The sequence below is a fragment of the Pseudomonas sp. yb_9 genome (genome assembly GCF_043103635.1).
Lineage (GTDB): Bacteria > Pseudomonadota > Gammaproteobacteria > Pseudomonadales > Pseudomonadaceae > Aquipseudomonas > Aquipseudomonas monteilii.
The window spans coordinates 1-25,855 of sequence record NZ_JBICKA010000110.1 but is presented as its reverse complement, the minus strand read 5'-3'; the positions used below and the strand labels follow the sequence as shown (position 1 = coordinate 25,855).

The window sequence follows — 25,855 nt, the reverse complement described above, 5'->3', positions numbered from 1 at the left end:
TACCGGCCTCTTCGCGGGCACAGAAAAAGAAACCTTTCAGCCCGCCACCGCTCCAGGCAACACCCTGTAACGGCCCGGAACGCTCTCCGGGCCGTTTTCATTTAAAATTCCGCGTCTTGGCAACGTCAGCCTAAGGTAAACCTCTGGTAAAGGGCCTTTGCTTAAACGATGCCATTGCTTATCGTTCACCCTCCCCAAGTCGCCATTCCGAACAAGGTTCGTTCAACCCATGCAAGCGTTCAATTCCCGTTCCCCCCGTCGTTGGCTCGTCGGCCTGCTGATCCTGCTGCTGGTGGCTGCACTGGCCTGGTGGCTGTGGCCTGCAGCAACGCCTGCGCATAAAGAAGCCAGTGGCGGCGGGCGCGGCGGCAAGGGCATGGGCATGATGGGCGGTCGCCCGGGCTTTGGCGGCTCCAGCGAAGCTGTACCCGTGCGCGTCGAGCCGGTGCGGGTGGGTGATTTCCCGCTGTACTACAAGGCCCTGGGCACGGTCACCGCGACCAACACCGTCAACGTACGCAGCCGCGTGGCTGGCGAACTGGTGAAAATCCACTTCAAGGAAGGTCAGCAGGTCAAGGCCGGCGACTTGCTTGCCGAAATCGACCCGCGCTCGTACCGCATCGCCCTGCAGCAAGCCGAAGGCACCTTGGCGCAAAACCAGGCACAGTTGAAGAACGCCCAGGTCGACCTGGCCCGTTACAAAGGCCTGTACGCCGAAGACAGCATTGCCAAGCAAACGCTCGACACCGCCGAAGCACAGGTGGCGCAATTCCAGGGGCTGGTCAAGACCAACCAGGCCCAGGTCAACGATGCCCGCCTGAACCTCGACTTCACCCAGATCCGTGCGCCGATCAGCGGCCGAGTCGGCCTGCGTCAGCTTGACCTGGGCAACCTGGTGGCGGCCAACGACACCACCGCACTGGTAGTCATCACCCAGACCGAGCCGATCAACGTCGCCTTCACCCTGCCGGAAACCGAGCTGAACACCGTGCTGGAGCGCTATCGCAGCGGCGCCAGCCTGCCGGTCGAGGCCTGGGACCGCAATGACAGCAAACTGCAATCTACCGGCGTGCTGGGCAGTATCGACAACCAGATCGACACCACCACTGGCACCCTCAAATTCAAAGGCCGCTTCGAGAACAAGAACCTGGCCCTGTTCCCCAACCAGTTCGTCAACGTGCGCTTGCTGGCCGATACCCTCAAGCAGGTGGTCATGGCCCCGGCGGCGGCCATCCAGTTCGGCAACGACGGTAGCTTCGCCTACGTGGTCAATGCCGAGAACACGGTTAACGTGCGCAAGCTCAAAGTGGGCGCCAGCGATGGCGAGAACAGCGTCATTCTCGACGGCCTGAAGGCCGGTGACCGGCTGGTGTTGGAAGGTACCGACCGCCTGCGCGAAGGCACCAAGGTCGAAGTGGTCGAAGACAGCTCACAAGTGCCGACCACCCCGGGCCAGCACCTGCAAGGGCAAGAGGCCAAAGACTCGGCGCAAACCGGTGAAGCACAACCGGGCAAAGCAGCAGGCAAGGCGGGCGCATGAACTTCTCGCGTCTGTTCATTCTGCGGCCGGTCGCCACCACGCTGAGCATGCTGGCCATCGTTCTGGCCGGCCTGATCGCCTACAAGCTGCTGCCGGTTTCCGCCTTGCCGCAGGTGGATTACCCGACCATCCGCGTCATGACCCTTTACCCCGGCGCCAGCCCGCAGGTCATGACCAGTGCAGTCACCGCACCGCTGGAGCGCCAGTTCGGGCAGATGCCTGGCCTTGAGCAAATGGCTTCGACCAGCTCCGGCGGCGCGTCGGTGCTGACCTTGCGCTTCAACCTCGACATGAACATGGACGTTGCCGAGCAACAGGTGCAGGCCGCGATCAACGCCGCCAGCAACCTGCTGCCCAGCGACCTGCCAGCACCACCGGTGTACAACAAGGTCAACCCGGCCGACACCCCGGTGTTGACCCTGGCCATTTCCAGCAAAACCATGCCGCTGCCCAAGCTCAACGACCTGGTCGACACCCGCGTGGCGCAAAAGCTCGCGCAGATCAGTGGCGTGGGCATGGTCAGCATTGCCGGCGGCCAGCGCCAGGCAGTGCGCATCAAGGTCAACGTCGATGCCTTGGCCGCCAACGGCCTGAACCTGGATGACGTGCGCACGCTGATTGGCGCGTCCAACGTCAACCAGCCCAAGGGCAACTTCGACGGCCCGACCCGGGTGTCGATGCTCGATGCCAACGACCAGCTACGTTCCCCCGAGCAATACGCCAACCTGATCCTGGCCTACAACAACGGTGCGCCGCTGCGCCTGAAAGACGTGGCCGAAATCGTCGACGGCGCGGAGAACGAGCGCCTGGCCGCCTGGGCCAACGAAAACCATGCGGTGCTGCTGAACATCCAGCGTCAGCCGGGCGCCAACGTGATCGAAGTGGTCGACCGCATCAAGGAACTGTTGCCGTCGATCACCGACAACCTGCCGGCCGGTCTGGATGTGTCGGTGCTCACCGACCGCACCCAGACCATCCGCGCTGCGGTGAAGGACGTACAGCACGAACTGCTGATCGCCATCGCCCTGGTGGTGATGGTCACCTTCCTCTTCCTGCGCCGCTTCAGTGCCACCATTATCCCTTCGATTGCCGTGCCTTTGTCGCTGATCGGCACCTTCGGCGTCATGTACCTGGCCGGCTTCTCGGTCAACAACCTGACGCTGATGGCCCTGACCATCGCCACGGGCTTTGTGGTCGATGATGCCATCGTGATGCTGGAAAACATCTCACGGCATATCGAAGAGGGCGAGACGCCCATGCAGGCAGCGCTCAAGGGCGCCCGGCAAATCGGCTTCACCCTGATTTCCCTGACCTTCTCGCTGATCGCGGTACTGATCCCGCTGCTGTTCATGGCCGATGTCGTCGGCCGGCTGTTCCGCGAGTTCGCCATTACCCTGGCGGTGGCCATCCTGATTTCCCTGGTGGTGTCGCTGACCCTGACGCCGATGATGTGCGCCCGGCTGCTCAAGCGCGAGCCCAAGGAAGAAGAGCAGGGGCGCTTCTACCGTGCCAGTGGTGCCTGGATCGACTGGCTGATCAAGCACTATGGCAGTGCCCTGCAATGGGTGCTGAAGCACCAGCCGTTGACACTGCTGGTCGCCGTGGCCAGCCTGGCGCTGACTGTGTTCCTGTACATGGTGGTGCCCAAGGGCTTCTTCCCGGTGCAGGACACCGGGGTGATCCAGGGTATCTCCGAAGCGCCGCAATCCACCTCGTTTGCCGCCATGAGCGAACGCCAGCAGGCCCTGAGCAAGGTGATCCTGCAGGACCCGGCGGTGCAAAGCCTGTCGTCCTACATCGGTGTCGACGGCGACAACGCTACGCTCAACAGTGGCCGCGTGCTGATCAACCTCAAGCCCCATGGCGAACGGGATGTCACCGCCAGCGAGGTCATCCGCCGTCTGCAGCCGCAACTCGACCGGCTGGTGGGCATCCGCCTGTTCATGCAGCCGGTGCAGGACCTGAGTATCGAAGACCGTGTCAGCCGCACCCAGTACCAGTTCAGCCTGTCGTCGCCCGACGCCGACCTGTTGGCGCAATGGAGCAGCAAGCTGGTACAGGCGCTGCAGCAACGCCCCGAACTGACCGACGTGGCCAGCGACCTGCAGGACAAGGGCTTGCAGGTCTACCTGGTGATTGACCGTGACATGGCCGGCCGCCTGGGCATCACGGTGTCGCAGATCACCAATGCCCTGTATGACGCCTTTGGCCAACGGCAGATCTCCACCATCTACACCCAGGCCAGCCAGTACCGTGTGGTACTGCAGTCGCAGGACGCGGCAGTTATCGGCCCGCAAGCGCTGGAGTCGATTCACGTCAAGGCCACCGATGGCGGCCAGGTGCGCCTGTCGGCGCTGGCGCGTATCGAGCAGCGCCAGGCCCAGTTGGCCATTGCCCACATCGGCCAGTTCCCGGCGGTGACCCTGTCGTTCAACCTAGCCCACGGCGCATCGCTGGGTGAAGCCGTGCAGGTGATCGAGCAGGTGCAGAAGGACATCGGCATGCCGTTGGGTGTGCAAACCCGCTTCCAGGGTGCGGCGCAGGCCTTCCAGGCATCGCTGTCGAGCACCTTGCTGCTGATCCTGGCGGCGGTAGTGACGATGTACATCGTGCTGGGCGTGCTGTACGAAAGCTACATTCACCCTGTGACCATCCTCTCGACCTTGCCGTCGGCAGCAGTGGGCGCTTTGCTGGCGCTGCTCATCAGCGGCAACGACCTGGGCATGATCGCCATCATCGGTATCATCCTGCTGATCGGTATCGTGAAGAAGAACGCGATCATGATGATCGACTTCGCCCTGGAGGCCGAGCGCCACCAAGGCATGAGCCCGCGCGATGCCATCTACCAGGCGGCGCTGCTGCGCTTCCGGCCGATCCTGATGACCACCCTGGCCGCGCTGTTCGGTGCTGTGCCGCTGATGCTCGCCACCGGTTCCGGCGCGGAGCTGCGCCAGCCTCTGGGCCTGGTGATGGTGGGCGGGTTGCTGGTCAGCCAGGTGCTGACGCTGTTCACCACCCCGGTCATCTACCTCTACTTCGACCGCCTGGCCCGCCGCTGGCGCCCGGCCACTGACGCGAAGCAGGCCGAGGCATGAACCTGTCCGGTCCTTTCATCCGTCGCCCGGTGGCGACCATGCTGTTGAGCCTGGCGATCATGCTGCTGGGCGGCGTCAGCTTCAAGCTGCTGCCAGTTGCGCCGCTGCCGGAAATGGACTTCCCGGTGATCGTGGTGTCGGCCAACCTGTCCGGGGCCAGCCCTGAGGTCATGGCGTCTACCGTGGCCACGCCACTGGAGCGTAAGCTGGGCAGCATCGCCGGCGTCACCACGCTGACCAGTAGCTCCAACCAGGGCTCGACCCGGGTGATCATCGGTTTCGAGATGGGCCGGGACATCGACGGTGCGGCGCGCGAGGTGCAGGCGGCGATCAACGCTACCCGCAACCTGCTGCCCAGCGGCATGCGCAGCATGCCCACCTACAAGAAGATCAACCCGTCCCAGGCGCCGATCATGGTGTTGTCGCTGACCTCGGATGTGCTGCAGAAAGGCCAGTTGTACGACTTGGCCGACACCATCCTGGCGCAGAGCCTGGCCCAGGTGTCGGGGGTAGGGGAGGTGCAGATCGGCGGCAGCTCGCTGCCGGCGGTGCGCATCGCCGTCGAGCCGCAACTGCTCAACCAGTACAACCTGTCGCTGGACGAAGTGCGCACGGCGGTGTCCAACGCCAACCAGCGTCGCCCCATGGGCTTTGTCGAGGACGCTGAGCGCAACTGGCAGGTGCGCGCCAACGACCAGCTGGAAACGGCCAAGGACTACGAGCCGGTGGTGATCCGCCAGCAAAACGGTACCATCCTGCGCCTGTCCGACGTGGCGACCATCACCGACGGCGTCGAGAACCGTTACAACAGCGGCTTCTTCAATGACCAGGCGGCCGTGCTGCTGGTGGTCAACCGCCAGGCCGGCGCCAACATCATCGAAACGGTTGACCAGATCAAGGCACAGCTGCCGGCCCTGCAGTCGTTGTTGCCAGCCAGCGTGCAACTGAACGTGGCCATGGACCGCTCGCCCGTGATCAAGGCCACCCTGAAAGAGGCCGAGCACACCCTGCTGATTGCGGTGGTGCTGGTGATCCTGGTGGTGTACCTGTTCCTCGGCAGCCTGCGCGCCTCGCTGATCCCCAGCCTGGCCGTGCCGGTGTCGCTGGTGGGCACGTTCGCGGTCATGTACCTGTGCGGTTTCTCGCTGAACAACCTGTCGCTGATGGCGCTGATTCTGGCCACCGGCCTGGTGGTGGACGATGCCATCGTGGTGCTGGAAAACATCTCGCGGCACATCGAGGACGGCCAGCCGCCGATGAGGGCGGCCTTCCTCGGCGCCAAGGAAGTAGGCTTCACCTTGCTGTCGATGAACGTGTCGCTGGTGGCGGTGTTCGTCTCCATCCTGTTCATGGGCGGCATTGTGCGCAACCTGTTCCAGGAGTTTTCCATCACCCTGGCGACGGCGATCATCGTGTCGCTGGTGGTATCGCTGACCCTGACGCCCATGCTCTGCGCCCGCTGGCTCAAACCGCATCAGGCCGAGCAGACACGCCTGCAACGCTGGAGCGACAAACTGCACCAGCGCATGGTTAACGTCTACGACCGCAGCCTGGGCTGGGCCCTGCGCCACAAGCGCCTGACCCTGCTCAGCCTGTTGGCCACCATCGGCATCAACATCGCGCTGTATGTAGTGGTGCCCAAGACGTTGATGCCGCAGCAGGACACCGGCCAGCTGATGGGCTTCATCCGTGGTGACGACGGGCTGTCGTTCACCGTGATGCAGCCGAAGATGGAAATTTACCGCCGTGCTTTGCTCGCTGACCCGGCAGTGCAGAGCGTTGCAGGTTTCATCGGTGGCAATAGCGGTACCAACAACGCCATGGTGCTGGTGCGCCTGAAACCGATCAGCGAGCGCAAGATCGATGCGCAGAAGGTGATCGAGCGCCTGCGCAAGGAAATGCCCAAAGTGCCTGGCGGGCGCCTGTTCCTGATGGCCGACCAGGACCTGCAACTGGGCGGCGGTGGCCGTGACCAGAACTCGTCGCAGTACCTGTATACCCTGCAGAGTGGCGACCTGGCAGCGCTGCGTGAGTGGTTCCCGAAAGTGGTCGCAGCCGTGCGTGCACTGCCGGAGCTCACCGCTATCGATGCGCGTGACGGTGCCGGCACCCAGCAGGTGACCCTGGTGGTCGACCGCGACCAGGCCAAGCGCCTGGGCATCGACATGGACATGGTTACCACGGTGTTGAACAACGCCTACAGCCAGCGGCAGATCTCTACCATCTACGACAGTCTCAACCAATACCAGGTGGTGCTGGAAATCAACCCGAAATACGCCTGGGACCCAAGTACCCTGGAGCAAGTGCAGGTGATCACCGCCGACGGCGCCCGTGTGCCGCTGTCCACCATCGCCCACTACGAGAACAGCCTGGCCAACGACCGCGTCAGCCACGAAGGCCAGTTCGCCTCCGAAGACATTGCCTTCGACGTCGCGGAAGGCTACAGCCCTGATCAGGCCATGGCTGCGCTGGAGCGCGCGGTGGCCAAGTTGGGCTTGCCTGAGGAAGTGATCGCCAAGCTGGGGGGCACTGCCGATGCCTTTGCCAAGACCCAGGAAGGCCAGCCGTTCATGATCCTCGGTGCGCTGGTGCTGGTGTACCTGGTGCTGGGCATCCTGTACGAAAGCTACATTCACCCGCTGACCATTCTTTCGACACTGCCCTCAGCCGGTGTCGGGGCCTTGCTCGCGTTGTACGTCACGGGGGGCGAGTTCAGCCTGATCTCGCTGCTGGGGCTGTTCCTGCTGATTGGCGTGGTGAAGAAAAACGCCATCCTGATGATCGACCTGGCCTTGCAGCTGGAGCGCCACCAGGGGCTGTCACCCGAGGAGTCGATTCGCCGGGCCTGTCTGCTGCGCCTGCGGCCGATCCTGATGACCACCCTGGCGGCCATCCTTGGCGCCTTGCCGCTGCTGCTGAGCCACGCCGAGGGCGCGGAAATGCGCCAGCCGCTGGGCCTGACCATCATTGGTGGCCTGGTGTTCAGCCAGATCCTCACCCTTTACACGACGCCGGTGGTCTACCTGTACCTGGACCGCCTGCGCCACCGTTTCAACCGTTGGCGCGGCGTGCGCACCGACGCCGCCCTGGAAAACCCGCTATGACTTTTGCCCAGACCCCACTTCATCGTGCCCTGCAAACGCTGACCCGTGGGCGTGGCTCGCGCCTGCTCGGCGCCGGGTTGTGCGTAGCCCTGCTCAGTGCCTGTACCTTGAGCCCGGACTACCATCGCCCCGAACTGAACAGCTCGGCGGCGCAGTTCAAGCACGCCGAAGGCTGGACCCAGGCCGCGCCATCCGACGCCATCGCCCGCGGCGCCTGGTGGGAAATCTACGGCGATGCCGGGCTCAATGCGCTGGTTGAGGAACTGAACCGCAGCAACCAGACCGTAGCGCAGTCCGAAGCCCAGTACCGCCAGGCCCAAGCGCTGGTGCGCAGCAGCCGCGCGGCGTTGTTCCCCAGCCTGGACCTGAACGCCAGCAAGAACCGCTCGGCCCAGGGCACCGGCAGTTCCAGTTCGAGCTTGTCCAACAACAGCAGCGGTATTCGCAACACCTACAACGCGCAGTTGGGCGTGAGCTGGGAAATCGACCTGTGGGGCAAGCTGCGCGAAACCATGAATGCCAACGAGGCCAGTGCCGAAGCCAGCTTCGCCGACCTCGCCTCGATTCGTTTGAGCCAGCAATCGGAGCTGGTGCAGAACTACCTGCAACTGCGGGTGATAGACGAGCAAAAGCGCCTGCTGGAAGCCACTGTGGCGGCCTACGAGCGCTCGTTGCGGATGAACGAAAACCAGTATCGCGCCGGCGTCGCCGGGCCAGATGCCGTGGCGCAAGCTCGTACCCAGCTCAAGAGCACCCAGGCTGACCTGATCGACCTGATCTGGCAGCGCGCGCAGTTCGAAAATGCCATTGCCGTGCTGCTGGGCAAAACCCCGGCCGACTTTGCGCTGGCCGACAGCAAGGACATTCCCGCGCTGCCGCAAATCCCGGTTTCGCTGCCTTCGCAGTTGCTGGAACGGCGCCCGGATATCGCTGCCGCCGAGCGTAACGTGATGGCCGCCAATGCCAACATCGGCGTGTCGCGGGCGGCGTATTTCCCGGACCTCAGCCTGAGCATGAGCGGCGGCTATTCCAGCAGCAGCTTCAGCAACTGGATCGAGCTGCCCAACCGCTACTGGTCGGTAGGCCCGCAACTGGCGCTGACCCTGTTCGACGCCGGCAAGCGCAGCGCCGAGGTGGACCGCACGGTGGCCGCGTATGACCAGACCGTGGCGCAATACCGCCAGACCGTGCTCGACGGCTTCAAGGAAGTGGAAAACCTGCTGGTGCAGTTGAAGGTGTACGGCGATGAGGCGGTGGTGCGCCAGGAAGCGCTGGATGCCGCCCGCGAGTCGCTGCGCCTGACCGAGAACCAGTACCGCGCAGGGTTGATCGGCTACCTGGATGTGGTGAACGTGCAGACTACGGCGTTGAGCAACGAGCGCAGTGTGTTGAACCTGCTGCAAGGGCGCCTGGTGGCCAGTGTGCAGCTGGTGGCTGCGCTGGGAGGCGGCTGGGACGCCGAAAAGGCATTTGCCGAGCAGGATTGATCGGTTTCTGCAAACTTGCAAACATCCAGTGGGAGCGGGTTTACCCGCGAAGAAGCCAGCGCGTTTTATGGCACCGGCTTCGGCGGTGTTTGCGGGTGAACCCGCTCCCACAGGGAGAATGTTGGGCCGAACTATTGGATCCATTCCCATTCGCAAAAACCCCGTGCGTTTCGCTTAAGCTTGAGTACAATCGTCAGCTTTTGCCGGGCCCCCTGTCCCGTCGCTGGAACTCCCAATGCTGACCGGTAGCTACTCCTCTTCGCTGGTGCTGATTTCGCTGTGCGTGGCGATTTTGGCGTCTTATACCGCCCTTGACCTGACCGGCCGCATCGCCACGGCCAAGGGCCGGGCTGCCTACTTGTGGATGGGGGGCGGCGCGTTGGCCATGGGCATCGGCGTGTGGTCGATGCACTTTATCGGTATGCTCGCCTTCAGCCTGCCTGTCGACCTGGGTTATGACCTGGCGCTTACCGCGTTCTCGCTGCTGACCGCCGTGCTGTCCTCGGGCTTTGCCCTGTGGCTGGTGAGCCAGCCGAGCCTCCCGTGCCTGCAACTGGCCTTCGGCGCGCTTATCATGGGTGCCGGCATCGCCTGCATGCACTACACCGGCATGGCCGCGCTGCGCATGCTGCCGGGCATCGACTATGACCCGACGCTATTTGGCGCCTCGCTGCTGATTGCCGTGGGTGCGTCTGCGGCGGCGTTGTGGATCGCCTTCCGTCTGCGCAAACACACCCCCTACGTGCGGGAGATCCGCGGGCTGGCGGCAGTGGTGATGGGGTTTGCCATCGTCGGCATGCATTACACCGGCATGGCGGCGGCGAACTTCCCCGAAGGCAGTTTCTGCGGTGCACTGGCAGGCGGGTTGCAGGGCGACAGCCTGGTTTACCTGGTGTTGATCACTACCTTGGCGGTGTTGGCCGTGGCCTTGCTCACCTCGGTGCTGGACGCTCGCCTTGAAGCACGCACCGCCGAACTGGCCCGTTCGCTGACCCTGGCCAACCAGGAACTTACCCAACTGGCGCTGCACGACACGCTCACCGACCTGCCCAACCGTACCTTGCTGGCCGACCGTATCGAGCAGGCTATCGCCAAGGTGGCGGAGCAGGGCGGCTGTTTTGCCCTGATGTTCATCGACCTGGACGGTTTCAAACCGGTCAACGATGCCTTTGGTCACCACATTGGCGATCTGCTGCTCAAGGCCGTGGCGGGGCGGCTGCGCGGCCACTTGCACAGCCAGGACACGTTGGCGCGCATCGGCGGTGACGAGTTCGTGCTGCTGGTGGAATTGCAGGAGCCGAACGATGCCATGGACGTGGCGGTCAAGCAGGTCAACCTGGTGTCGCGGCCATTCCGCGTGGCCGAACACGACCTGCAACTGTCGGCGAGCCTGGGCATCGTCCTGTACCCCGGAAACGGCCAGGACCAGCACGAACTGCTGCGCAATGCCGACGCCGCCATGTACCACGCCAAGAGCGCCGGCAAGAACGGCTACAGCTTCTTTGATGTGTCGATGAACAGTAACGCCCGCCAGCAATTGCAGCTGCTGCAAGACCTGCGTCAGGCGTTGGAGCACCGTCAGTTCCGTTTGCATTACCAGCCAAAGTTCGACGCCCAGGCGTGCGAGCCTATTGGTGCCGAAGCCTTGCTGCGTTGGGAGCACCCGCAGCAGGGGCTGTTGCTGCCCGACCGCTTCATCGGCCTGGCGGAGAAGACCGGCCTGATCATCCCGATCGGCGAGTGGGTGCTGGACGAAGCTTGCCGGCAGATGCGCCAGTGGCTGGATCAAGGGCACCAAGGCTGGCGCATGGCCGTGAACCTGTCGGCCATCCAGTTTTGCCATGCCGGGCTGGTCGAGAGCGTGGCCCGGGCCCTGCAACAGAACGGCCTGCCGGCCAACTGCCTGACCCTGGAAATCACCGAAACCACCGCCATGCACGACGCCGATGCCAGCCTGACCGTGCTGCAACGCCTGTCCGACATGGGGGTGGACCTGTCCATCGATGACTTTGGCACCGGCTACTCCAGCCTGATGTACCTCAAGCGCCTGCCGGCCAACGAACTGAAAATCGACCGTGGCTTCGTGCGTGACCTGGAGCAGGACAGTGACGATGCGGCGATTGTCTCGGCCATCGTCGCCTTGGGCCAGGCGCTGGGCCTGCGCATCGTTGCCGAAGGGGTGGAGACCGACAAGCAGCAAGACTTCCTGACCCGACTGGGGTGTGATTCGCTGCAAGGCTACCTGCTGGGCCAGCCAGTGCCCGCCGAACAGTTCATGAGCAAGTTGCAAGCATTGCGGCCGCAAGATACCGCCACGGGTTAAACGGCATCGCGCAAGGTGAAGCTGGGTATGAACGCGTCCATCTCCGCCTCGACGGCTTCGATGATGCGTTCAACGTCGGCGGCAGCCATGACTGCCGTGCAGGGGATACCGGCTATGGCCAGTAGCGTTTCGCCGGTGGCGCGGTCGAACAGCCGTGCAACCATGCTGCGTGGCGCATCCATGATCGCCTCGAAGCCCAGCGGGTGAAAATGCCAGCGCATCACCTGGCAGGCGTTGGGGAACGTCATTTTGTTCATGCCAGCCTCCTTGTCCGTACCTGGACGTGGTGAACGGGTGGCCACATCGATGCGGTCGCCGGGAAGGTAAACATAGCACCTGCCACGCGCGATTCTCGGCTGCAAATACGACAAATGTACTAATTCATGACGAGGGTCACAACCTTGTGATGGCTGGCGTTTGGTTACCATTAGAAAGGCAAACGTTTTCTTCGCAGGCTTGAGGCAGTTAAGCCAACCCGATCTGCCATGGTCGTCGACATCTGGTGCACATTGCTTTTTCGGACGAGCGGTAGGATGAACAGCTAGGAAGCTGTAGATGTGCGCATCGTATTAGCTTGATGCAGCCGGTTTCAAGAAGCCAAGAACTTGTTCATGTGGTCAGGGACCTGAGGTTGTCGGATTTGGAACCCGAGAGCTATCTGTTGCTCTGGAGTGGCGCTGCCCATATACCAGATTCCGATTGCTTCCCATGGCGACACACTCAACATCGTCCCAGTTTGTGAATATGAAATCGCTGCTGTAGCAATCGAGGCACCTACTCCGGCCGCAACTCCAGTTTGTACGGCTAGCCTTAGGGGCAGTGGTGTAGCTGCAGGTAACAATTGACGTGAGGCGTTTTCTGCCGTTGCTACAATCGTACTTAAAATAGGTTGTAAATAATCTTTGACTATTGCAGGTGGGGCAAGTGCTTGGTTTATGGCTTCTCTTAAAACCCGTTTGATTAATCGAACCGTCCTCGTTACACCTGTAACGATGAATTGTGGGAGTTGTCCGCTAGGGTCATGCAGGTTCACGGGATCACCCAAGGCATAGGTATAGCTGTTAGTTGCTCCACGATGGAAAGGAGAAAGCGTATCTGGCTGATGAAAGCGCATCATTGCAGGATTGTAAAAGCGATGTCCATTGCCAAGTGGATAGCACCTAGTGACAGGGTCGGTTGGTTGGCCGGTGAAACCCAAGAAAGTTGGTGCCGTATGATCGAGTCCATAGGGGGTATAGGTTCGATTTAAATGCGCTAAGGAAGTGCCTAATACACTGGAGGCGCGATCGCTTTGGATTATTGAAGTAGTGGATGTCGCTTCGTAGCGCTCGGCCAGCACGGTCATGTCGGTGCGAAGAAGTTGCACTGGGGCAGTTCCGGTAATGGTGGCGAGGTGCTTCTGGCCATAAAAAAATAATCTATCTGGATAGTTGTAGTTTTGCATGGGGCTTGGTCCATTGTGGAGATACCAAGCCTTATAGTTTGCAAATGCTCTGCAGGTTGTCTACTGGCAAATATGCCAGGTCGATTCATCCCAATAAGCCTGCAGCAATGTTGATGGTGAACCCCAAAATCGCCGTATTGAACACAAACCCCACCAGCGAATGCGCCAGCACCACCCGCCGCAACCCCCGCCCGGCAACGCCCACGTCAGACGTTTGCACGGCCACGCTGATGGTGAACGAGAAGTAGTGAAAGTCCCAATAGTCCGGGTTGCGCTCGCCATCGGCGAAGCGCAGCGGTGGTTCATGGTTCTGCCCGGTGTAGAATAACCGGGCGTAATGCAGGCTGAAGATGCAGCCAATCAGCAGCCAGGAACCGGCCACGGTCAGGCCGGTGTAGAGGTAGTGCAGGGCCAGGTCTGCGCCTTGCAGCCCACGGCTGGACAGCAGTTGCAGGGTGACTGCGGCGAGGCTGGCGATGGCGGCAATGCAAACGGTGAGCAGGACCAGGCCTGCGTTTTCGTCTTCGACGCGGGCAACCTTGCGGACCTTTTCCGGGTTGGCGCCCCAGCTCAGGCACAGCACCAGCAACAGGTACAGCCAGACGCCCAGGTTCCAGCCAGCGAGGATGTGTTGCACGGCGTCACCGGCAGGGATCAGCCAGGCGCCAATCAGGCCTGCCGCTGCGGCGAAGCTCAGGCGGGGGTGGGTTCGGGTCAGGCGGTGGAAAGCCATGGGGCCTCATTCACGGTGGGTATGGTCTCTACTCTAGCTTGTTCTTTGCTGGCACCCATCGCACACCCTTGCAACTCTCAGTACACTGCACGTTCCAACACCAACATCTGTTGAACTCGAGGTTTTTGCATGACGCTCAGTCCTTTGGCAGGCAAGCCGGCTCCGGCCAGCGTGCTGGTCGATATTCCCCGACTGCTCACCGCCTATTACACCGGCCGCCCTGACGCTGCCGTGGCGGCTCAGCGGGTGGCCTTCGGCACCTCGGGGCACCGGGGCACTTCGCTTGAATTGAGTTTCAACGAATACCACGTGCTGGCCATCACCCAGGCCATCTGCCTGTACCGCCAGGAAAAGGGCATCGATGGCCCGCTGTTCATCGGCGCCGACACCCACGCCCTGTCGGCCCCGGCCACGGCCAGCGCGCTGGAAGTGTTGGCGGCCAACGGCGTGCAAGTCAGGTTGTCGAAGGACGACGAATACACGCCCACGCCGGCTGTGTCCCACGCCATCCTCTGTCACAACCGTGGCCGCCAGCAGGGCCTGGCCGACGGCATCGTCATCACCCCGTCGCACAACCCGCCGCAAAGCGGTGGCTTCAAGTACAACCCGCCCAATGGCGGCCCGGCCGACAGCGATGTGACCAAGTGGGTCGAGGCCAAGGCCAACGAACTGCTGGCAGCGAACCTGGCAGGCGTGAAGCGCATGGACCATGCCCAGGCGCTGCAGGCACCGACCACTCAGCGTCACGACTACGTCAGCAGCTATGTAGCGGACCTGGAAAACGTCATCGACTTCGACGTCATCCGCAGCGCCAACTTGCGCCTGGGCGTCGACCCGCTGGGTGGGGCAGGGGTGCGCTACTGGTCGGCCATTGCCGAACACTACAAGCTGGACCTGGAAGTGGTGAACACCGAGGTAGACCCCACCTTCCGCTTCATGACCGTCGACTGGGACGGCCAGATCCGCATGGACCCTTCCTCGCCCTACGCCATGCAGGGCCTGATCGGCCTGCGCGAGCGTTTCGACGTGGCCTTCGCCTGTGATCCGGACCACGACCGCCACGGCATCGTCACCCCGGACGGCCTGCTGCAACCGAACAACTACCTGGCCGTGGCCATCGACTACCTGTACCGCCACCGCCCGCTATGGCGCAGCGATGCAGCCGTTGGCAAAACCGTGGTGTCCAGCGGCCTGATCGACCGCGTTACTCAGCGTCTGGGCCGTGAGCTGTACGAAGTGCCGGTGGGCTTCAAGTTCTTTGCCCAAGGGCTGTTCGACGGCTCGCTGGGCTTTGGTGGCGAAGAAAGTGCCGGTGCGTCGTTCCTGCGCCGCGATGGTTCGGTCTGGGCCACCGACAAAGACGGGCTGATCCCGGCCTTGCTGGCTGCCGAGATGACCGCCCGCACCGGGCGCAACCCGAGCCAGGCTTATGCTGATCTGACCGAAGCCTTGGGCAAGCCATACGCTACCCGGGTCGAAGCCAAGGCCGATGCGCGGCAGAAGGCGTTGCTGAGCAAGCTGGCGCCAGAGCAGGTCAAGTCGACCGAACTGGCCGGTGAGCCTATCGTGCAGATCCTCAGCCACGCGCCGGGCAACGGCCAGGCGATTGGCGGGCTGAAGGTGATGACCGCCAATGGCTGGTTCGCTGCGCGCCCATCGGGCACTGAAGACATCTACAAGATTTACGCCGAAAGCTTCATCGACGAGGCGCACCTGCAGCGTCTGGTGCAGGAAGCGCAGGTGCTGGTGGATGCAGCGATTGCCTGACAGGTAACAAACCGCTTGGCCCTGCGTCGCAACGTAAATTAGAATGAATCCTATTTACGCCGCCGCAGGGCCATCCTCATGATCGACGCCGCGCCGCCAACGGACCCTAGCCTGCCTGCCCTGTACCGGGAGCACCGCAGCTGGCTCGAAACCTGGCTACGCCGGCGCCTGGGCAATGCCTGGGATGCCGCCGATCTCAGCCAGGATACTTTTCTGCGGGTACTGGCCAGTGCCCAGCCCTTGGCAGACATACGTGAGCCAAGGGCTTATCTGCTGACAGTCGGCAAGCGCCTGCTGAGCAACTTCCACCAGCGACGTAGCCTGGAACAGGCTTATCTCGATGCCTTGGCCACCTTGCCCGAGCAGCATGTGCCCTCGCCAGAAAAACGCTGGATATTGCTGGAAACCCTGCAAGCACTCGACGAATTGCTCGATGGCCTGAAGGCACCGGTACGCAAGGCCTTTCTCTGGAGTCAGCTCGAAGGCGTGGGTTACGCCGAAATCGGCAAGCGCCTGGGCGTTTGCGAGCGCTCGGTGAAACGCTACATGGCGCAGGCTTACGAACATTGCCTGCTGGCCGAATTGCAATGATCCCCCATTCCCCCGAAACCCGCGAAGCTGTGCGTGCTGCCGCTCGCTGGCTGGCGCTGCTGGACTCTGGCGACGCTAGCGAGACCGACTTGCTGCGCCTGGCACAATGGCGGGCCAGCAGCAGCCTGCATGAAGACGTCTGGCAAAAGGCATCATTGTTGCGCCAGCGCTTTACCGCGTTACCCGGCACACTGGCCATGGCCACCCTTGACCGCCCGGACGCCGGCCGCCGCGCGCTGCTCAAGCAAGCCTTGGGTATCGCCGCACTGTTGCCGACAGCCTGGCTGGTCAGCCGTGAGCTGCCTCTGGACGCCTGGACTGCCGACATGCACACCTCGGTAGGCGAACGTCGGCAGGTGCTATTGAGCGATGGCACCTCCGTGCAACTGAACACCGACAGTGCAGTGGATATCGATCTGGGGGCACGCCGCCTGACATTGCTGCGCGGCGAAGTGGCGATCAAGGTGCCCGCTAACCTGAGCCTGACGTTGCAGGTGCCCTATGGCCAGGTAGTACTCGGTGGCGGCGAGGTATGCCTGCGGCTGATCGATCAGGCTTGCCGGGTATCGATCGTCGAAGGTGTAGCCAGCCTGCAGCCGCTGCGTGGCCCGGCACAGGTGCTGCAAGCCGGGCAGCAGGCCAACCTGCACGTGGCCGGCTTCGGCCCGGTGACAGGCCTGGACGAATGGCGACTGGGCTGGCGCGAAGGTGTGCTGCGTCTGGATGACCGCCCCTTGGGCGAACTGCTGCATGAACTGCGCCGATACCGCCCTGGCGTGTTGCGCTGGGCCCCGGAACTGGAGCGCCTGCGCGTGACCGGCACCTTCCGCCTTGACGACACCGACCGGGTGCTGGCCTTGCTGGCCGCCAGCCTGCCGTTACAGGTGCGAACACGCACGCGTTACTGGGTGAGCCTGGGCGCACGAGAAAATCGTGCGTGAGGCTGTCCCCTTTTTTTCACTCGCCGGTCATTACCGGTAGAAGAAAACAAAGGGGAGCCTTGTTCAATGTCTGCAGTAATGTCTTGCCGCCTGCGCCCGCTGGCGCGCGCAATGCGTCCGTTGTTCGCCATGAGCCTGTTGTTGTCTGCGCCCGCCTGGGCCGATGAGCCGGCGCGGCGTGCCTATGAGGTGCCGGCCGCGAGCCTGGGCGCCGTACTGACCCGCTTTGCCGACCAGGCCGGTGTCAGCCTTTCGCTGGACCCTGCGCTGGTTCAGGGTCGGCAGAGCAGCGGCCTGTCAGGTAGCTACAGTGTCGAAGAAGGCTTCATGCAACTGCTGCGTGGCAGCGGCCTGCAGTTGCTGCCGGTAGGTGAGGGTGCCTTCACCTTGGTGCCGGCGCCGCATGCAAGCGGTGCGCTGGAAATTGCCCCGATCAGCATCGTGGGTGGCCGGGCGGCTGGCAGCGAAACGCTACCCTACGCCGGTGGCCAGGTGGCACGCCAGGGCGCGCAGGGCCTGCTGGGTTCGCGCGACTTCATGGAAACCCCGTTCAGCATCACGAGTTACACCAGCGAACTGGTCAAGAACCAGCAAGCGCGGACCTTGGGCGAACTCATCGCCACCGACCCGTCGGTGCGCGCTACCAACCCGGCGGGCGGGCGTTTCGAGCAATTCACCATTCGCGGTTTCAGCCTGTTCAACAGTGATGTGGCCTACAATGGCCTGTACGGTATCTTGCCGACTTACTCGATCGACATGGAAATGGCCGATCGGGTCGATATCATCAAAGGCCCCAGTCAGTTGATCAACGGCATTTCGCCGCGTGGCAGCGTGGGCGGCGGTATCAACGTGCAGCCCAAGCGGGCCACAGACAAGCCGATCACCGAGTTTACCGGCAGCTATGCATCGGCTGGCCAAGCAGGTGGCGCGGTGGATGTTGGCCGACGTTTTGGCGAAGGCCAGCAGTTCGGCGTGCGTTTGAATGCTGTGAAGCAGGCGGGCGATACCGAATGGGACCACCAACGTGTCGATCGCGAAATGGCGGTACTGGGCCTGGATTTTCGCGGTGAGCGCCTGCGCCTGTCGGCAGACCTTGGCCATACCGAGCGTGACACCGATGCGCCGCAGGAGCGCGTGCTGATCGGCGCCAACGCCAAGGTGCCGGAAGCCGACGATGTGCGGCGCAACTACGCCCAGGCCTGGAGCAAGGCGCGCACCAACGACACCTTTGGCGCACTGCATGCCGAATACGACGTCAGTGAGTCGCTGCTGGCCTATGGCGCGGTCGGTGCGCGTGAAAGCAACCATGATTTCCTGCGGCACAACGTGTCCATCACCAACGATGCCGGCGACTTCACCGTGCAGCCGCGTGACTTCACCCGGGACGAGTCGGTGCGTACCGCCATGGCCGGCCTTCGCAACTGGTTTCACACCGGGCCGGTCAGCCACGAGTTGAACTTGGCCGCCACCTACTTCTACATGGACTTCACCAACGGCGGCGCCCGCTATGCCTCGGCGCCCAGCAACCTCTACAACCCGGTGGCGACCCCGACCCCGGGCACACCCACCCGCATCGATCCCGAGGTCTACACAGAAAACCGCTTCTCCGGTGTGGCCCTGGCCGACACCCTCGGTTTTTTCGACGACCGCCTGCTGTTGACCCTGGGCGCGCGCTGGCAGCGGGTGCAGGTGGATGACTGGAGCGACGGCGTCAAAGGTGAGACCGCCTACGACGAAGAAAAGGTCTCGCCCTCGGGCGGCGTGCTGCTCAAGGTCACCGACCAGCTGTCGTTGTACGCCAACTACATGGAAGGCCTGAGCCAGGGCAAGATCGCGCCGTCGACGTCGATCAACGAAGACCAGATCTTCCCGCCGTTCACCAGCCGGCAGGTTGAGGTAGGGGCCAAGTACGACCTGGGCCAGGTTGCGTTCACGGCCAGCGCATTCCGCATTCGCCAGCCGGCCTACGAGACCAACGCCACCTCGCGGGTGTTCGGGCCCAATGGCAAGCGTGACAACCGTGGTATCGAGTTGAGCGTGTTCGGCGAACCGGTGCAAGGCGTGCGGGTGCTGGGTGGGGTCATGTACATCGACAGCGAGCTGACCGATACCGTGGGTGGTGCCTACGATGGCAACCGCGCGCCGGCCACGCCCGAGTACAACGTCAACCTCGGCGCCGAATGGGACGTGCCCGGTGTGAGTGGGCTGACCCTGACGGCGCGGGGCATTCATTCCAGCTCGCAGTACCTGGACCAGAACAACAGCAAGCAGATTGATGGCTGGGAGCGTTACGACCTGGGCGCGCGCTATGCCTTCAAGGTGGACGCTACCGAGGTGACCTTACGGGCCAGTGTCGAGAATGTGCTGGATGATCGTTACTGGAGCTCGGCGGGGGCTTCGGATGACAGTGAGCCGGGGTTGACCCTATCCACGCCGCGTACCTACTTGTTGTCGGCTACAGTCGGTTTCTGAACACGTCCGGCAAGTCTTTTGCGGAACCTGTGGGAGCGGGCAAGCCCGCTCCCACAGGGGTGTGTTAGCCCCAACACTTGTGTCAGTTCGGCGCAATCGCCCGCCCCAGCTTCTGCGCCTGTCCCTGCAACACCCGCATCAAATGCATCGCCGCATGCGACGGCGGCTCGAACCGCGAATAGACAAAGCTGATATCAAAGTGAATTTCATCGGCCAGCGGCACCACCGCCAACCCACTGTCCTGCGCCACGAATTCGTCGATCACGCTGATGCCCATGCCCTGCTTCACCAGGGCCACTGCTTCGTTGGCGTTGGTGAACGACAACAGTGATTTCAATTGCAGCCCGCGCCGCTCGATGTGCCCGGCCAGCAGTTTGCCAAACGGCATGTCGGGCCTGAACAGCAGCAGCGGGTGGCCTTCCAGCTGCTGCAAGGTCAGCGAGCCATGCCCGGCCAAGGCGTGGTCGGGTGGCATCACCACCACCATGCGCCCGCGCATGAAGGCTTGCGAATGCAGGTGATCGTGCACCACGGGCAGGGCGGCAATCGACAGGTCGACCTTTTTCGACAGGATCTGGTTGGGCATTTCGCCCATCAGCGAGGTTTGCCACTCGATGTCCAGCGAAGGCGCCTCGCGCTTGAGCTGCGCCAGGGCAATCGGGATGACCACCGTCGACAGCGAGGCGCTGCAAGAGATACGCAGCTTGTGGTGGCCGCCGGCACCCAATGACAGCGCACACTCATTCACCTCCAGCGCCGCCTGGTACACCCGCTCGACCTCACGGAACAGCACCTGCGCCTCGGCGGTGGGCACCAGGCGGTTGTTGATGCGCTCGAACAGGCGATAAGCCAGGCGCCCCTCGATGTACTGGATCAGCTTGCTCACGGCCGGCTGCGACACGTACAGCAGCTTGGCCGCCGCGCTGATTGAGCCGGTCAGCATCACCGCACGGAACACTTCCATGTGCCGCAGTTTGAACACCATGGGGCTCGCGTCTGCGCCTTCGTTGCCAAGCAGCATGTCTATTACCTTCGGTTATGGTCTTCGCCATCTGGGTATGAGCGTCAAACCCGGCCACGCAGTATCTTGAACACAGCCCAATCGCCCTGGCGGCGAACAATAACAAGATCTGTAGGCAAGCGCAGCGGTGCTTGCCGGGAGTGCTGCGTGAACATCTTTGACGAACCGAAGATCGATTGCCATAACCATTTGTTTGACCCCGCCCGTTTCCCTTACCACCCCGAAGCACCCTATGCGCCCTCTGGCCAGGAGGTGGCGACCCAGGAGCAGTTCACCCGGGTGATGGACGCCTACGGTGTACAGCATGCCTTGCTCGTCGGCCCCAACAGCGGCTACCACACCGACAACCGCTGCCTGCTGCACGCCCTGGCCACCGGGCAAGGGCGGTTCAAGGGCGTGGCGGTGGTCGAGGCAAGTATCCCTCTCGATGCGCTGGCTGCGCTGCAGGTGCAAGGGGTGGTCGGTATCGCCTTCAACCCCGCGTTGTACGGGGTGGCCAGCCTCAAGAACGTTGACGGGTTGCTCGGCAAGGTCGCCGAGCTTGGCCTGTTTGCCCAGATTCAGGTGTGCGAAGACCAGTTGCTGGACCTGCATGGTCTGCTGCAAGGCTCCCGGGCACGTCTGTTGATCGATCACTGTGGCCGCCCGGATGTAGCCGCCGGGGTGCAGCAAACTGGCTTCCAGGCCTTGCTGCGGCTGGCCGACAGTGGCCGGGCCAGCGTGAAACTGTCGGGCATGCAGAAGTTCGCCGCCGTCGATGCCTTGCTGGAGCAGAGCAGTGCCTACGTCCACGCCCTGCTCGAAGCCTTTGGCCCCGAGGCCTGCGTATGGGGTTCGGACTGGCCGTTCATTCGCCAGTGCTCGCGGGTGGACTACGGCCCGTTGCTGAAACTGGCCGAGTGCCTGATGCCGGATGCCCGCACGCGCCGTGCAGTGATGTGGGACACACCCCGCCGATTGTTCGGGTTTGCCTAGAGCTTGATACTTGTCAGCAGATCGTTGGGGGCCGCTTTGCGGCCCATCGCAGGCACGCCCACAGGGACTGCACAAGCCTTAAGCCTACGGTGTACCTGTGGGCGTGCCCGCGAAATATCCAGCGCGCTGGATGGCATCGGTGTTGCCGGTCACGCCTGATCCGGCACCACGGCGATCACATCGATTTCCATCAGCCATTCGGCCTGGGCCAACCCGGCCACCACCAGCCCGGTGGAAATCGGGAACACACCCTTCAGCCACTTGCCCACTTCCTTGTACACCGGCTCGCGGAAGCGCGGGTCGGTGATGTAGGTGGTGGTCTTGACGATGTGCGACAGGTCCGAGCCGGCTTCTTCAAGCAGTTGCTTGACGTTTTTCATCGCCTGCTCGGTCTGCGCCCGAGGGTCGCCCAGGCCCACCAGCTTGCCTTCGAAGTCGGTACCGACCTGGCCGCGCACATAAATGGTGTTACCGGCCCGCACGGCCTGGCACAGGTCGTTGTCCAGGGTCTGGTTGGGGTAGGTTTCCTTGGTGTTGAACATGCGGATGCGGGTATGAGTAGGCATCAGTGGGCTCCGAGGGTGCTGACGTTGCTGATGGTGTTGTCTTGCTGCTCATCCGCGTCGCGCTGTTCGCGGTCGCGGTAGGCCAGGTAGGTGCGTTGCGTGGCGATGTGGCCGGCGACGTGCTTGGCGTCGTGCCACACGCCCCAGATGAACGACGAGCCACGGCGCGACAGCCACGGCAGGCCCAGGAAGTACACGCCGGGCTCACGAGCTACGCCACGCTGGTGCTGGGGTTTGCCGTTGGCGTCGAAGGTGTCTACCTGCAGCCAGCTGAAATCCACACCGTAACCGGTAGCCCAGATGATGCTGCTGACACCGGCCTTGGCCAGGTCCAGTTGCTGCAGCGGGTTGACCATGCACTCCGGGTCGGCGAGGCGCTGGCGGGCTTCGGGCTCTTCTGGCAGGTCCAGGCCGTTGCGTTCGATGTAGGCATCGGCGGCATCCAGCAGGGCCAGGTAGTTTTCGTCGCCACGGTTGATGTTCTCGACCAGGTTGTCCTGGAAGCGCGCCACGCCGTTCTCGAACGACTGGGTCAGGCCGACCAGGGTCATGCCTTGATGGGCGAGGGCGCGGAAGTCTACGGTGTGGCCGCCACGGGCGCCGCTGACGGCGATGGTCACGTGCTCGCGGCCAGGCTTGGCGATTTCTGCGTCCCACTCACCCAGCACGCCCAGCCACCAGCAGAAGTCGCGGTTGCGGTAGGCACGCGGCGGGCGGTCGTGGGCGCCGACCGACAGGTACACCTGGCGGCCCGCACGCATCAGCTCTTCGGCGATCTGCACGCCAGAGGAGCCGGCACCTACCACCAGCACTGCGCCTTCTGGCAGTTGCTGAGGGTTGTAGTAGGCGGCGGAATGGATCTGGTGCAGGTTGCTGTCCTTTGGCGCAATGGCGGGGATAACCGGCTTCTGGAACGGGCCGGTTGCCGCAACCACACGGTTGGCGCGAATCACGCCTTCATTGGTTTCGATGGTAAAGCCCGGGCGGTCGCTGTTGCGTACCACGCGCTTCACTTCAATGCCGGTGCGCACGGGCAGGTTGTACTTGCGTACGTACTGCTCGAAGTAGTCAGCCACCTGGTCCTTGCCGGCGAAGGCGTCGGCGTCGAGGTTGAATGCCAGGCCCGGGAAGCGGTCGTGCCAGACCGGGCCGTTGGCGACCAGCGAGTCCCAGCGGCCAGTGCGCCACGCTTCGGCGATGCGGTTGCGCTCCAGCACCAGGTGCGGCACGCCAAGCTTGTTCAGGTGTTCGCTCATGGCCACGCCGGCCTGGCCGGCGCCGACGACGAGGGTGTCGATTTCGAGGTTGTTCAGTGTCATGTCCGAGCCCTTGTTCAGGCGGTTTTTGTCAGGTCGGTTTGGAGGACCGCCGTTGCCTGGGGCCAGACTAGGGATGTGGCACAAATGGCGAAAATAGTATTTAGCTGGTGCTTGCCGATAAAACGGCGAAGGCCCCGAGTTCTGTGGCCTCGCACAGGAGAAACTGGCCTGAAACAAACGTAGGAGCGAGCGCAGCTCGCGATGCGCCGCGCGGGCGGCGTTCGCTCTCTGCCTGAGCAAAGTTTTTTCCTGTCTAACCCCTCGGAAAAAGTTGGTTTCGCCTACCGAAAGGTTCCACCCAGAATGCCCTGCATCGCACAGGACAACAGGAGCATTACCATGACCTTCTCCATCATTGGCCGCTGCCAGGAAACCGGCCAGGTTGGCATCGCCATCAGTTCGTCGAGCATTGCCGTGGGTGCCCGTTGCCCTTGGGTGCGTGCCGGTGTTGGCGCCGTTTCCACCCAGAACATCACCTTGCCGGCGCTTGGCCCGCAGATTCTCGATGCCCTTGAACAGGGCCAGTTGCCACCCGCCGCCGCGCTGGACCGGGTGCTCAGCGCCAATGGCTGGAGCGAGTACCGCCAGGTTACCGTGATCGACAGCCAGGGGCAGGTGGCGCTGTTTACCGGGCGCGAGGCATTGGGCACGCACAACGCTGTGGCCGGTGAACAGTGTGCGGCGGCCGGGAATCTGTTGTCCTCGACCCAGGTGATCGAAGCGATGGTCGTGGCGTTCGAGCAGGCTGGCGGCCACCTGGCCGACCGCTTGCTGGCCGCCATGCACGCGGCGATGGCTGCGGGTGGTGAAGCCGGGCCGGTGCACTCGGCGGCGTTGAAAATTGCCGGCGAGTTGACCTGGCCATTGGTGGACCTGCGCGTGGACTGGGCTGATACCGACCCGATCGGCGTGCTCGACGGTCTTTGGCAGGCCTATCGCCCACAAATGCAGGATTACGTCACCCGCGCCCTCAACCCGACCGCTGCACCCAGCTATGGGGTCCCGGGCGATGAGTGAATTTGCCAGCCGCGCGCTGCTGGCCCGGCTGATCGGCTTTGCTACGGTCAGCCGGGACTCCAACCTTGAGTTGATCGGCTTCATCCGCGATTACCTGGCCGAGCTGGGGGTGGAGTGCGAGCTGTTTCACAACCCGGAAGGCACCAAGGCCAACCTGTTCGCCACCATTGGCCCCCAAAACGTTGGCGGCGTGGTGTTGTCGGGGCACACCGATGTGGTACCGGTGGATGGGCAGGCCTGGACCGTCGAGCCGTTTGCCCTGAGCGAACGTGATGGGCGCCTGTATGGCCGTGGCACGGCCGACATGAAGGGCTTTATCGCTTCGGTGCTGGCCGCCGTGCCCGCGTTCCTCGCTCAACCTCTGCGCATGCCGGTGCACCTGGCATTCTCCTATGACGAGGAAGTGGGCTGCCTGGGTGTACGCTCGATGCTGGCCGCATTGGAACAGCGCCCGCACAAGCCGCGCCTGTGCCTCATTGGCGAGCCCACCGAGCTCAAGCCGGTGCTGGGACACAAGGGCAAGTTGGCGATGCGCTGCCAGGTGCATGGCGCGGCCTGCCACTCGGCCTATGCGCCCTATGGCGTGAATGCCATCGAGTATGCGGCGAAGCTGATTGGCAAACTGGGTGACATCGGTGACGCACTGGCCTTGCCACAGCATCACGACGAGCGCTTCGACCCACCGTTCTCCACGGTGCAGACCGGGGTGATCAAAGGGGGCAGGGCACTGAACATCGTGCCGGCGGAGTGCGAGTTCGACTTCGAAGTGCGGGCCTTGCCGGGGTTTGAGGCGCAGGCAGTGGCCGACCAGTTGCAATCCTATGCAGAAGCCGAGTTGCTGCCACGTATGCGCAAGGTCAATGCGGCCAGTGATATTCGCCTGGCGCCGCTGAGCGCCTACCCGGGGCTGGCGACACCTGCCGACAGTGAGGCGGCGCAGCTGGTGGCGTTGCTCAGTGGTACCGATGAATTCGGTACGGTGGCGTTTGGTACAGAAGGCGGGTTGTTTGACCAGGCAGGTATCCCGACCGTGGTGTGCGGGCCTGGCAGCATGGACCAGGGGCACAAGCCGGATGAGTTTGTCAGTGTCGAGCAGTTGCAGGGGTGTGATGCGATGTTGCTCAAGCTGGTGGATTACCTAGGCTCTGTATGAAAAATCTTGAGACGCAGGTCAGGCAAGGCGAAAACAACCGAGGAAGCGGAGTTTACGGGTTGTAAATGAGCATTCCGAGGCTGTTTTCAACGCAGCATGACCACGTATCAAGGCTTTTCGTACAAACCTAGCATTTATGTCAGTTGTCATCCGGTAGCAGTGGTTAGAAACTTGAAACGTCCCCATCAGCCCACACTGAATCGCCCCGGGTTCCCTAGACACTCTCCAAGCTCAGAAAATAGCGTTTCTCATACTCTACTGGCGACAGCTGCATAGCACTGCTGTGTCGACGCTTGGGGTTATAGAA

Annotated in this window: 18 protein-coding genes; 12 read left to right on the top strand and 6 right to left on the bottom strand. The window is 62.9% G+C overall.

Annotation, left to right across the window (positions count from 1 at the left end; genetic code table 11):
* Positions 1-229 precede the first annotated feature (229 nt).
* The 5 genes from ACF8MI_RS26305 (at position 230) to ACF8MI_RS26285 (ending at position 11,549) form a co-directional block, all read left to right on the top strand.
* On the top strand, positions 230-1,540 hold the full coding sequence (locus tag ACF8MI_RS26305) for an MdtA/MuxA family multidrug efflux RND transporter periplasmic adaptor subunit (protein WP_200929415.1): 1,311 nt from the start codon (positions 230-232) through the stop codon (positions 1,538-1,540).
* A complete protein-coding gene (locus tag ACF8MI_RS26300) occupies positions 1,537-4,635 on the top strand; it encodes an MdtB/MuxB family multidrug efflux RND transporter permease subunit (protein WP_200929414.1) in 3,099 nt (1,032 codons plus the stop codon). Before ACF8MI_RS26305 ends, ACF8MI_RS26300 begins: the two co-directional genes overlap by 4 nt.
* Positions 4,632-7,739 carry an efflux RND transporter permease subunit gene (locus ACF8MI_RS26295; protein WP_104834599.1) on the top strand — a complete coding sequence of 1,036 codons (3,108 nt, stop codon included), beginning with the start codon at positions 4,632-4,634 and terminating at the stop codon, positions 7,737-7,739. Before ACF8MI_RS26300 ends, ACF8MI_RS26295 begins: the two co-directional genes overlap by 4 nt.
* The gene (locus ACF8MI_RS26290; protein WP_060497019.1) at positions 7,736-9,226 is read left to right on the top strand and encodes an efflux transporter outer membrane subunit; all 1,491 of its coding nucleotides are present in this window, start codon (positions 7,736-7,738) and stop codon (positions 9,224-9,226) included. The genes ACF8MI_RS26295 and ACF8MI_RS26290 overlap by 4 nt, the downstream gene beginning before the upstream one ends.
* 235 nt (positions 9,227-9,461) lie before the next feature.
* On the top strand, positions 9,462-11,549 hold the full coding sequence (locus ACF8MI_RS26285; RefSeq protein ID WP_200929413.1) for a bifunctional diguanylate cyclase/phosphodiesterase: 2,088 nt from the start codon (positions 9,462-9,464) through the stop codon (positions 11,547-11,549).
* On the opposite strand, the gene ACF8MI_RS26280 is transcribed toward ACF8MI_RS26285, so the two are convergent.
* The 3 genes from ACF8MI_RS26280 to ACF8MI_RS26270 form a co-directional block, all read right to left on the bottom strand.
* Positions 11,546-11,806, bottom strand: a complete 261-nt coding sequence (locus tag ACF8MI_RS26280) for a DUF1652 domain-containing protein (protein WP_019098363.1) — start codon at positions 11,804-11,806, stop codon at positions 11,546-11,548. The genes ACF8MI_RS26285 and ACF8MI_RS26280 overlap by 4 nt on opposite strands.
* Positions 11,807-12,138: 332 nt before the next feature.
* Positions 12,139-12,993, bottom strand: coding sequence for an RHS repeat-associated core domain-containing protein (locus ACF8MI_RS26275; protein WP_104834602.1), 855 nt, complete (start codon positions 12,991-12,993; stop codon positions 12,139-12,141).
* 85 nt (positions 12,994-13,078) lie between these two features.
* The gene (locus ACF8MI_RS26270; protein WP_104834603.1) at positions 13,079-13,726 is read right to left on the bottom strand and encodes a DUF1345 domain-containing protein; all 648 of its coding nucleotides are present in this window, start codon (positions 13,724-13,726) and stop codon (positions 13,079-13,081) included.
* A 129-nt stretch (positions 13,727-13,855) separates the two neighbouring features.
* Between ACF8MI_RS26270 and pgm the strand changes: the two genes are divergently transcribed.
* The 4 genes from pgm to ACF8MI_RS26250 all read left to right on the top strand — a co-directional run bounded on the left by pgm (position 13,856) and on the right by ACF8MI_RS26250 (position 19,497).
* Positions 13,856-15,493, top strand: a complete 1,638-nt coding sequence (gene pgm, locus ACF8MI_RS26265) for a phosphoglucomutase (alpha-D-glucose-1,6-bisphosphate-dependent) (RefSeq protein WP_104834604.1) — start codon at positions 13,856-13,858, stop codon at positions 15,491-15,493.
* Between the two features lie 78 nt (positions 15,494-15,571).
* The gene (locus ACF8MI_RS26260; protein ID WP_060497015.1) at positions 15,572-16,084 is read left to right on the top strand and encodes a sigma-70 family RNA polymerase sigma factor; all 513 of its coding nucleotides are present in this window, start codon (positions 15,572-15,574) and stop codon (positions 16,082-16,084) included.
* Positions 16,081-17,025 (top strand): FecR domain-containing protein, encoded by a 945-nt coding sequence (locus tag ACF8MI_RS26255; RefSeq protein WP_104834605.1) that lies wholly within the window; start codon positions 16,081-16,083, stop codon positions 17,023-17,025. Before ACF8MI_RS26260 ends, ACF8MI_RS26255 begins: the two co-directional genes overlap by 4 nt.
* A gap of 66 nt (positions 17,026-17,091) precedes the next feature.
* The gene (locus ACF8MI_RS26250; RefSeq protein ID WP_200929411.1) at positions 17,092-19,497 is read left to right on the top strand and encodes a TonB-dependent receptor; all 2,406 of its coding nucleotides are present in this window, start codon (positions 17,092-17,094) and stop codon (positions 19,495-19,497) included.
* Between the two features lie 82 nt (positions 19,498-19,579).
* On the opposite strand, the gene ACF8MI_RS26245 is transcribed toward ACF8MI_RS26250, so the two are convergent.
* A complete protein-coding gene (locus ACF8MI_RS26245) occupies positions 19,580-20,518 on the bottom strand; it encodes a LysR family transcriptional regulator (protein WP_060497012.1) in 939 nt (312 codons plus the stop codon).
* A gap of 147 nt (positions 20,519-20,665) precedes the next feature.
* On the opposite strand from ACF8MI_RS26245, the gene ACF8MI_RS26240 reads away from it, so the two are divergent.
* The gene (locus ACF8MI_RS26240; protein WP_060497011.1) at positions 20,666-21,493 is read left to right on the top strand and encodes an amidohydrolase; all 828 of its coding nucleotides are present in this window, start codon (positions 20,666-20,668) and stop codon (positions 21,491-21,493) included.
* 149 nt (positions 21,494-21,642) lie between these two features.
* On the opposite strand, the gene ACF8MI_RS26235 is transcribed toward ACF8MI_RS26240, so the two are convergent.
* Both ACF8MI_RS26235 and ACF8MI_RS26230 read right to left on the bottom strand, forming a co-directional pair.
* On the bottom strand, positions 21,643-22,059 hold the full coding sequence (locus tag ACF8MI_RS26235) for a RidA family protein (protein WP_016713864.1): 417 nt from the start codon (positions 22,057-22,059) through the stop codon (positions 21,643-21,645).
* Positions 22,059-23,378 carry an NAD(P)/FAD-dependent oxidoreductase gene (locus tag ACF8MI_RS26230; RefSeq protein ID WP_156867478.1) on the bottom strand — a complete coding sequence of 440 codons (1,320 nt, stop codon included), beginning with the start codon at positions 23,376-23,378 and terminating at the stop codon, positions 22,059-22,061. Before ACF8MI_RS26230 ends, ACF8MI_RS26235 begins: the two co-directional genes overlap by 1 nt.
* Before the next feature lie 339 nt (positions 23,379-23,717).
* On the opposite strand from ACF8MI_RS26230, the gene ACF8MI_RS26225 reads away from it, so the two are divergent.
* Both ACF8MI_RS26225 and argE read left to right on the top strand, forming a co-directional pair.
* A complete protein-coding gene (locus ACF8MI_RS26225) occupies positions 23,718-24,395 on the top strand; it encodes a DUF1028 domain-containing protein (RefSeq protein ID WP_019098373.1) in 678 nt (225 codons plus the stop codon).
* Positions 24,388-25,548, top strand: a complete 1,161-nt coding sequence (gene argE, locus ACF8MI_RS26220; protein WP_060497008.1) for an acetylornithine deacetylase — start codon at positions 24,388-24,390, stop codon at positions 25,546-25,548. Before ACF8MI_RS26225 ends, argE begins: the two co-directional genes overlap by 8 nt.
* The last annotated feature ends 307 nt before the right edge of the window (positions 25,549-25,855 follow it).

Bases quoted from the DNA above. Each gene is read 5' to 3' on its own strand.
- ACF8MI_RS26305 (WP_200929415.1), top strand. From the start codon at position 230: ATGCAAGCGTTCAATTCCCGTTCCCCCCGTCGTTGGCTCGTCGGCCTG.
- ACF8MI_RS26300 (WP_200929414.1), top strand. From the start codon at position 1,537: ATGAACTTCTCGCGTCTGTTCATTCTGCGGCCGGTCGCCACCACGCTG.
- ACF8MI_RS26295 (WP_104834599.1), top strand. From the start codon at position 4,632: ATGAACCTGTCCGGTCCTTTCATCCGTCGCCCGGTGGCGACCATGCTG.
- ACF8MI_RS26290 (WP_060497019.1), top strand. From the start codon at position 7,736: ATGACTTTTGCCCAGACCCCACTTCATCGTGCCCTGCAAACGCTGACC.
- ACF8MI_RS26285 (WP_200929413.1), top strand. From the start codon at position 9,462: ATGCTGACCGGTAGCTACTCCTCTTCGCTGGTGCTGATTTCGCTGTGC.
- ACF8MI_RS26280 (WP_019098363.1), bottom strand. From the start codon at position 11,806: ATGAACAAAATGACGTTCCCCAACGCCTGCCAGGTGATGCGCTGGCAT.
- ACF8MI_RS26275 (WP_104834602.1), bottom strand. From the start codon at position 12,993: ATGCAAAACTACAACTATCCAGATAGATTATTTTTTTATGGCCAGAAG.
- ACF8MI_RS26270 (WP_104834603.1), bottom strand. From the start codon at position 13,726: ATGGCTTTCCACCGCCTGACCCGAACCCACCCCCGCCTGAGCTTCGCC.
- pgm (WP_104834604.1), top strand. From the start codon at position 13,856: ATGACGCTCAGTCCTTTGGCAGGCAAGCCGGCTCCGGCCAGCGTGCTG.
- ACF8MI_RS26260 (WP_060497015.1), top strand. From the start codon at position 15,572: ATGATCGACGCCGCGCCGCCAACGGACCCTAGCCTGCCTGCCCTGTAC.
- ACF8MI_RS26255 (WP_104834605.1), top strand. From the start codon at position 16,081: ATGATCCCCCATTCCCCCGAAACCCGCGAAGCTGTGCGTGCTGCCGCT.
- ACF8MI_RS26250 (WP_200929411.1), top strand. From the start codon at position 17,092: ATGTCTGCAGTAATGTCTTGCCGCCTGCGCCCGCTGGCGCGCGCAATG.
- ACF8MI_RS26245 (WP_060497012.1), bottom strand. From the start codon at position 20,518: ATGCTGCTTGGCAACGAAGGCGCAGACGCGAGCCCCATGGTGTTCAAA.
- ACF8MI_RS26235 (WP_016713864.1), bottom strand. From the start codon at position 22,059: ATGCCTACTCATACCCGCATCCGCATGTTCAACACCAAGGAAACCTAC.
- ACF8MI_RS26230 (WP_156867478.1), bottom strand. From the start codon at position 23,378: ATGACACTGAACAACCTCGAAATCGACACCCTCGTCGTCGGCGCCGGC.
- ACF8MI_RS26225 (WP_019098373.1), top strand. From the start codon at position 23,718: ATGACCTTCTCCATCATTGGCCGCTGCCAGGAAACCGGCCAGGTTGGC.
- argE (WP_060497008.1), top strand. From the start codon at position 24,388: ATGAGTGAATTTGCCAGCCGCGCGCTGCTGGCCCGGCTGATCGGCTTT.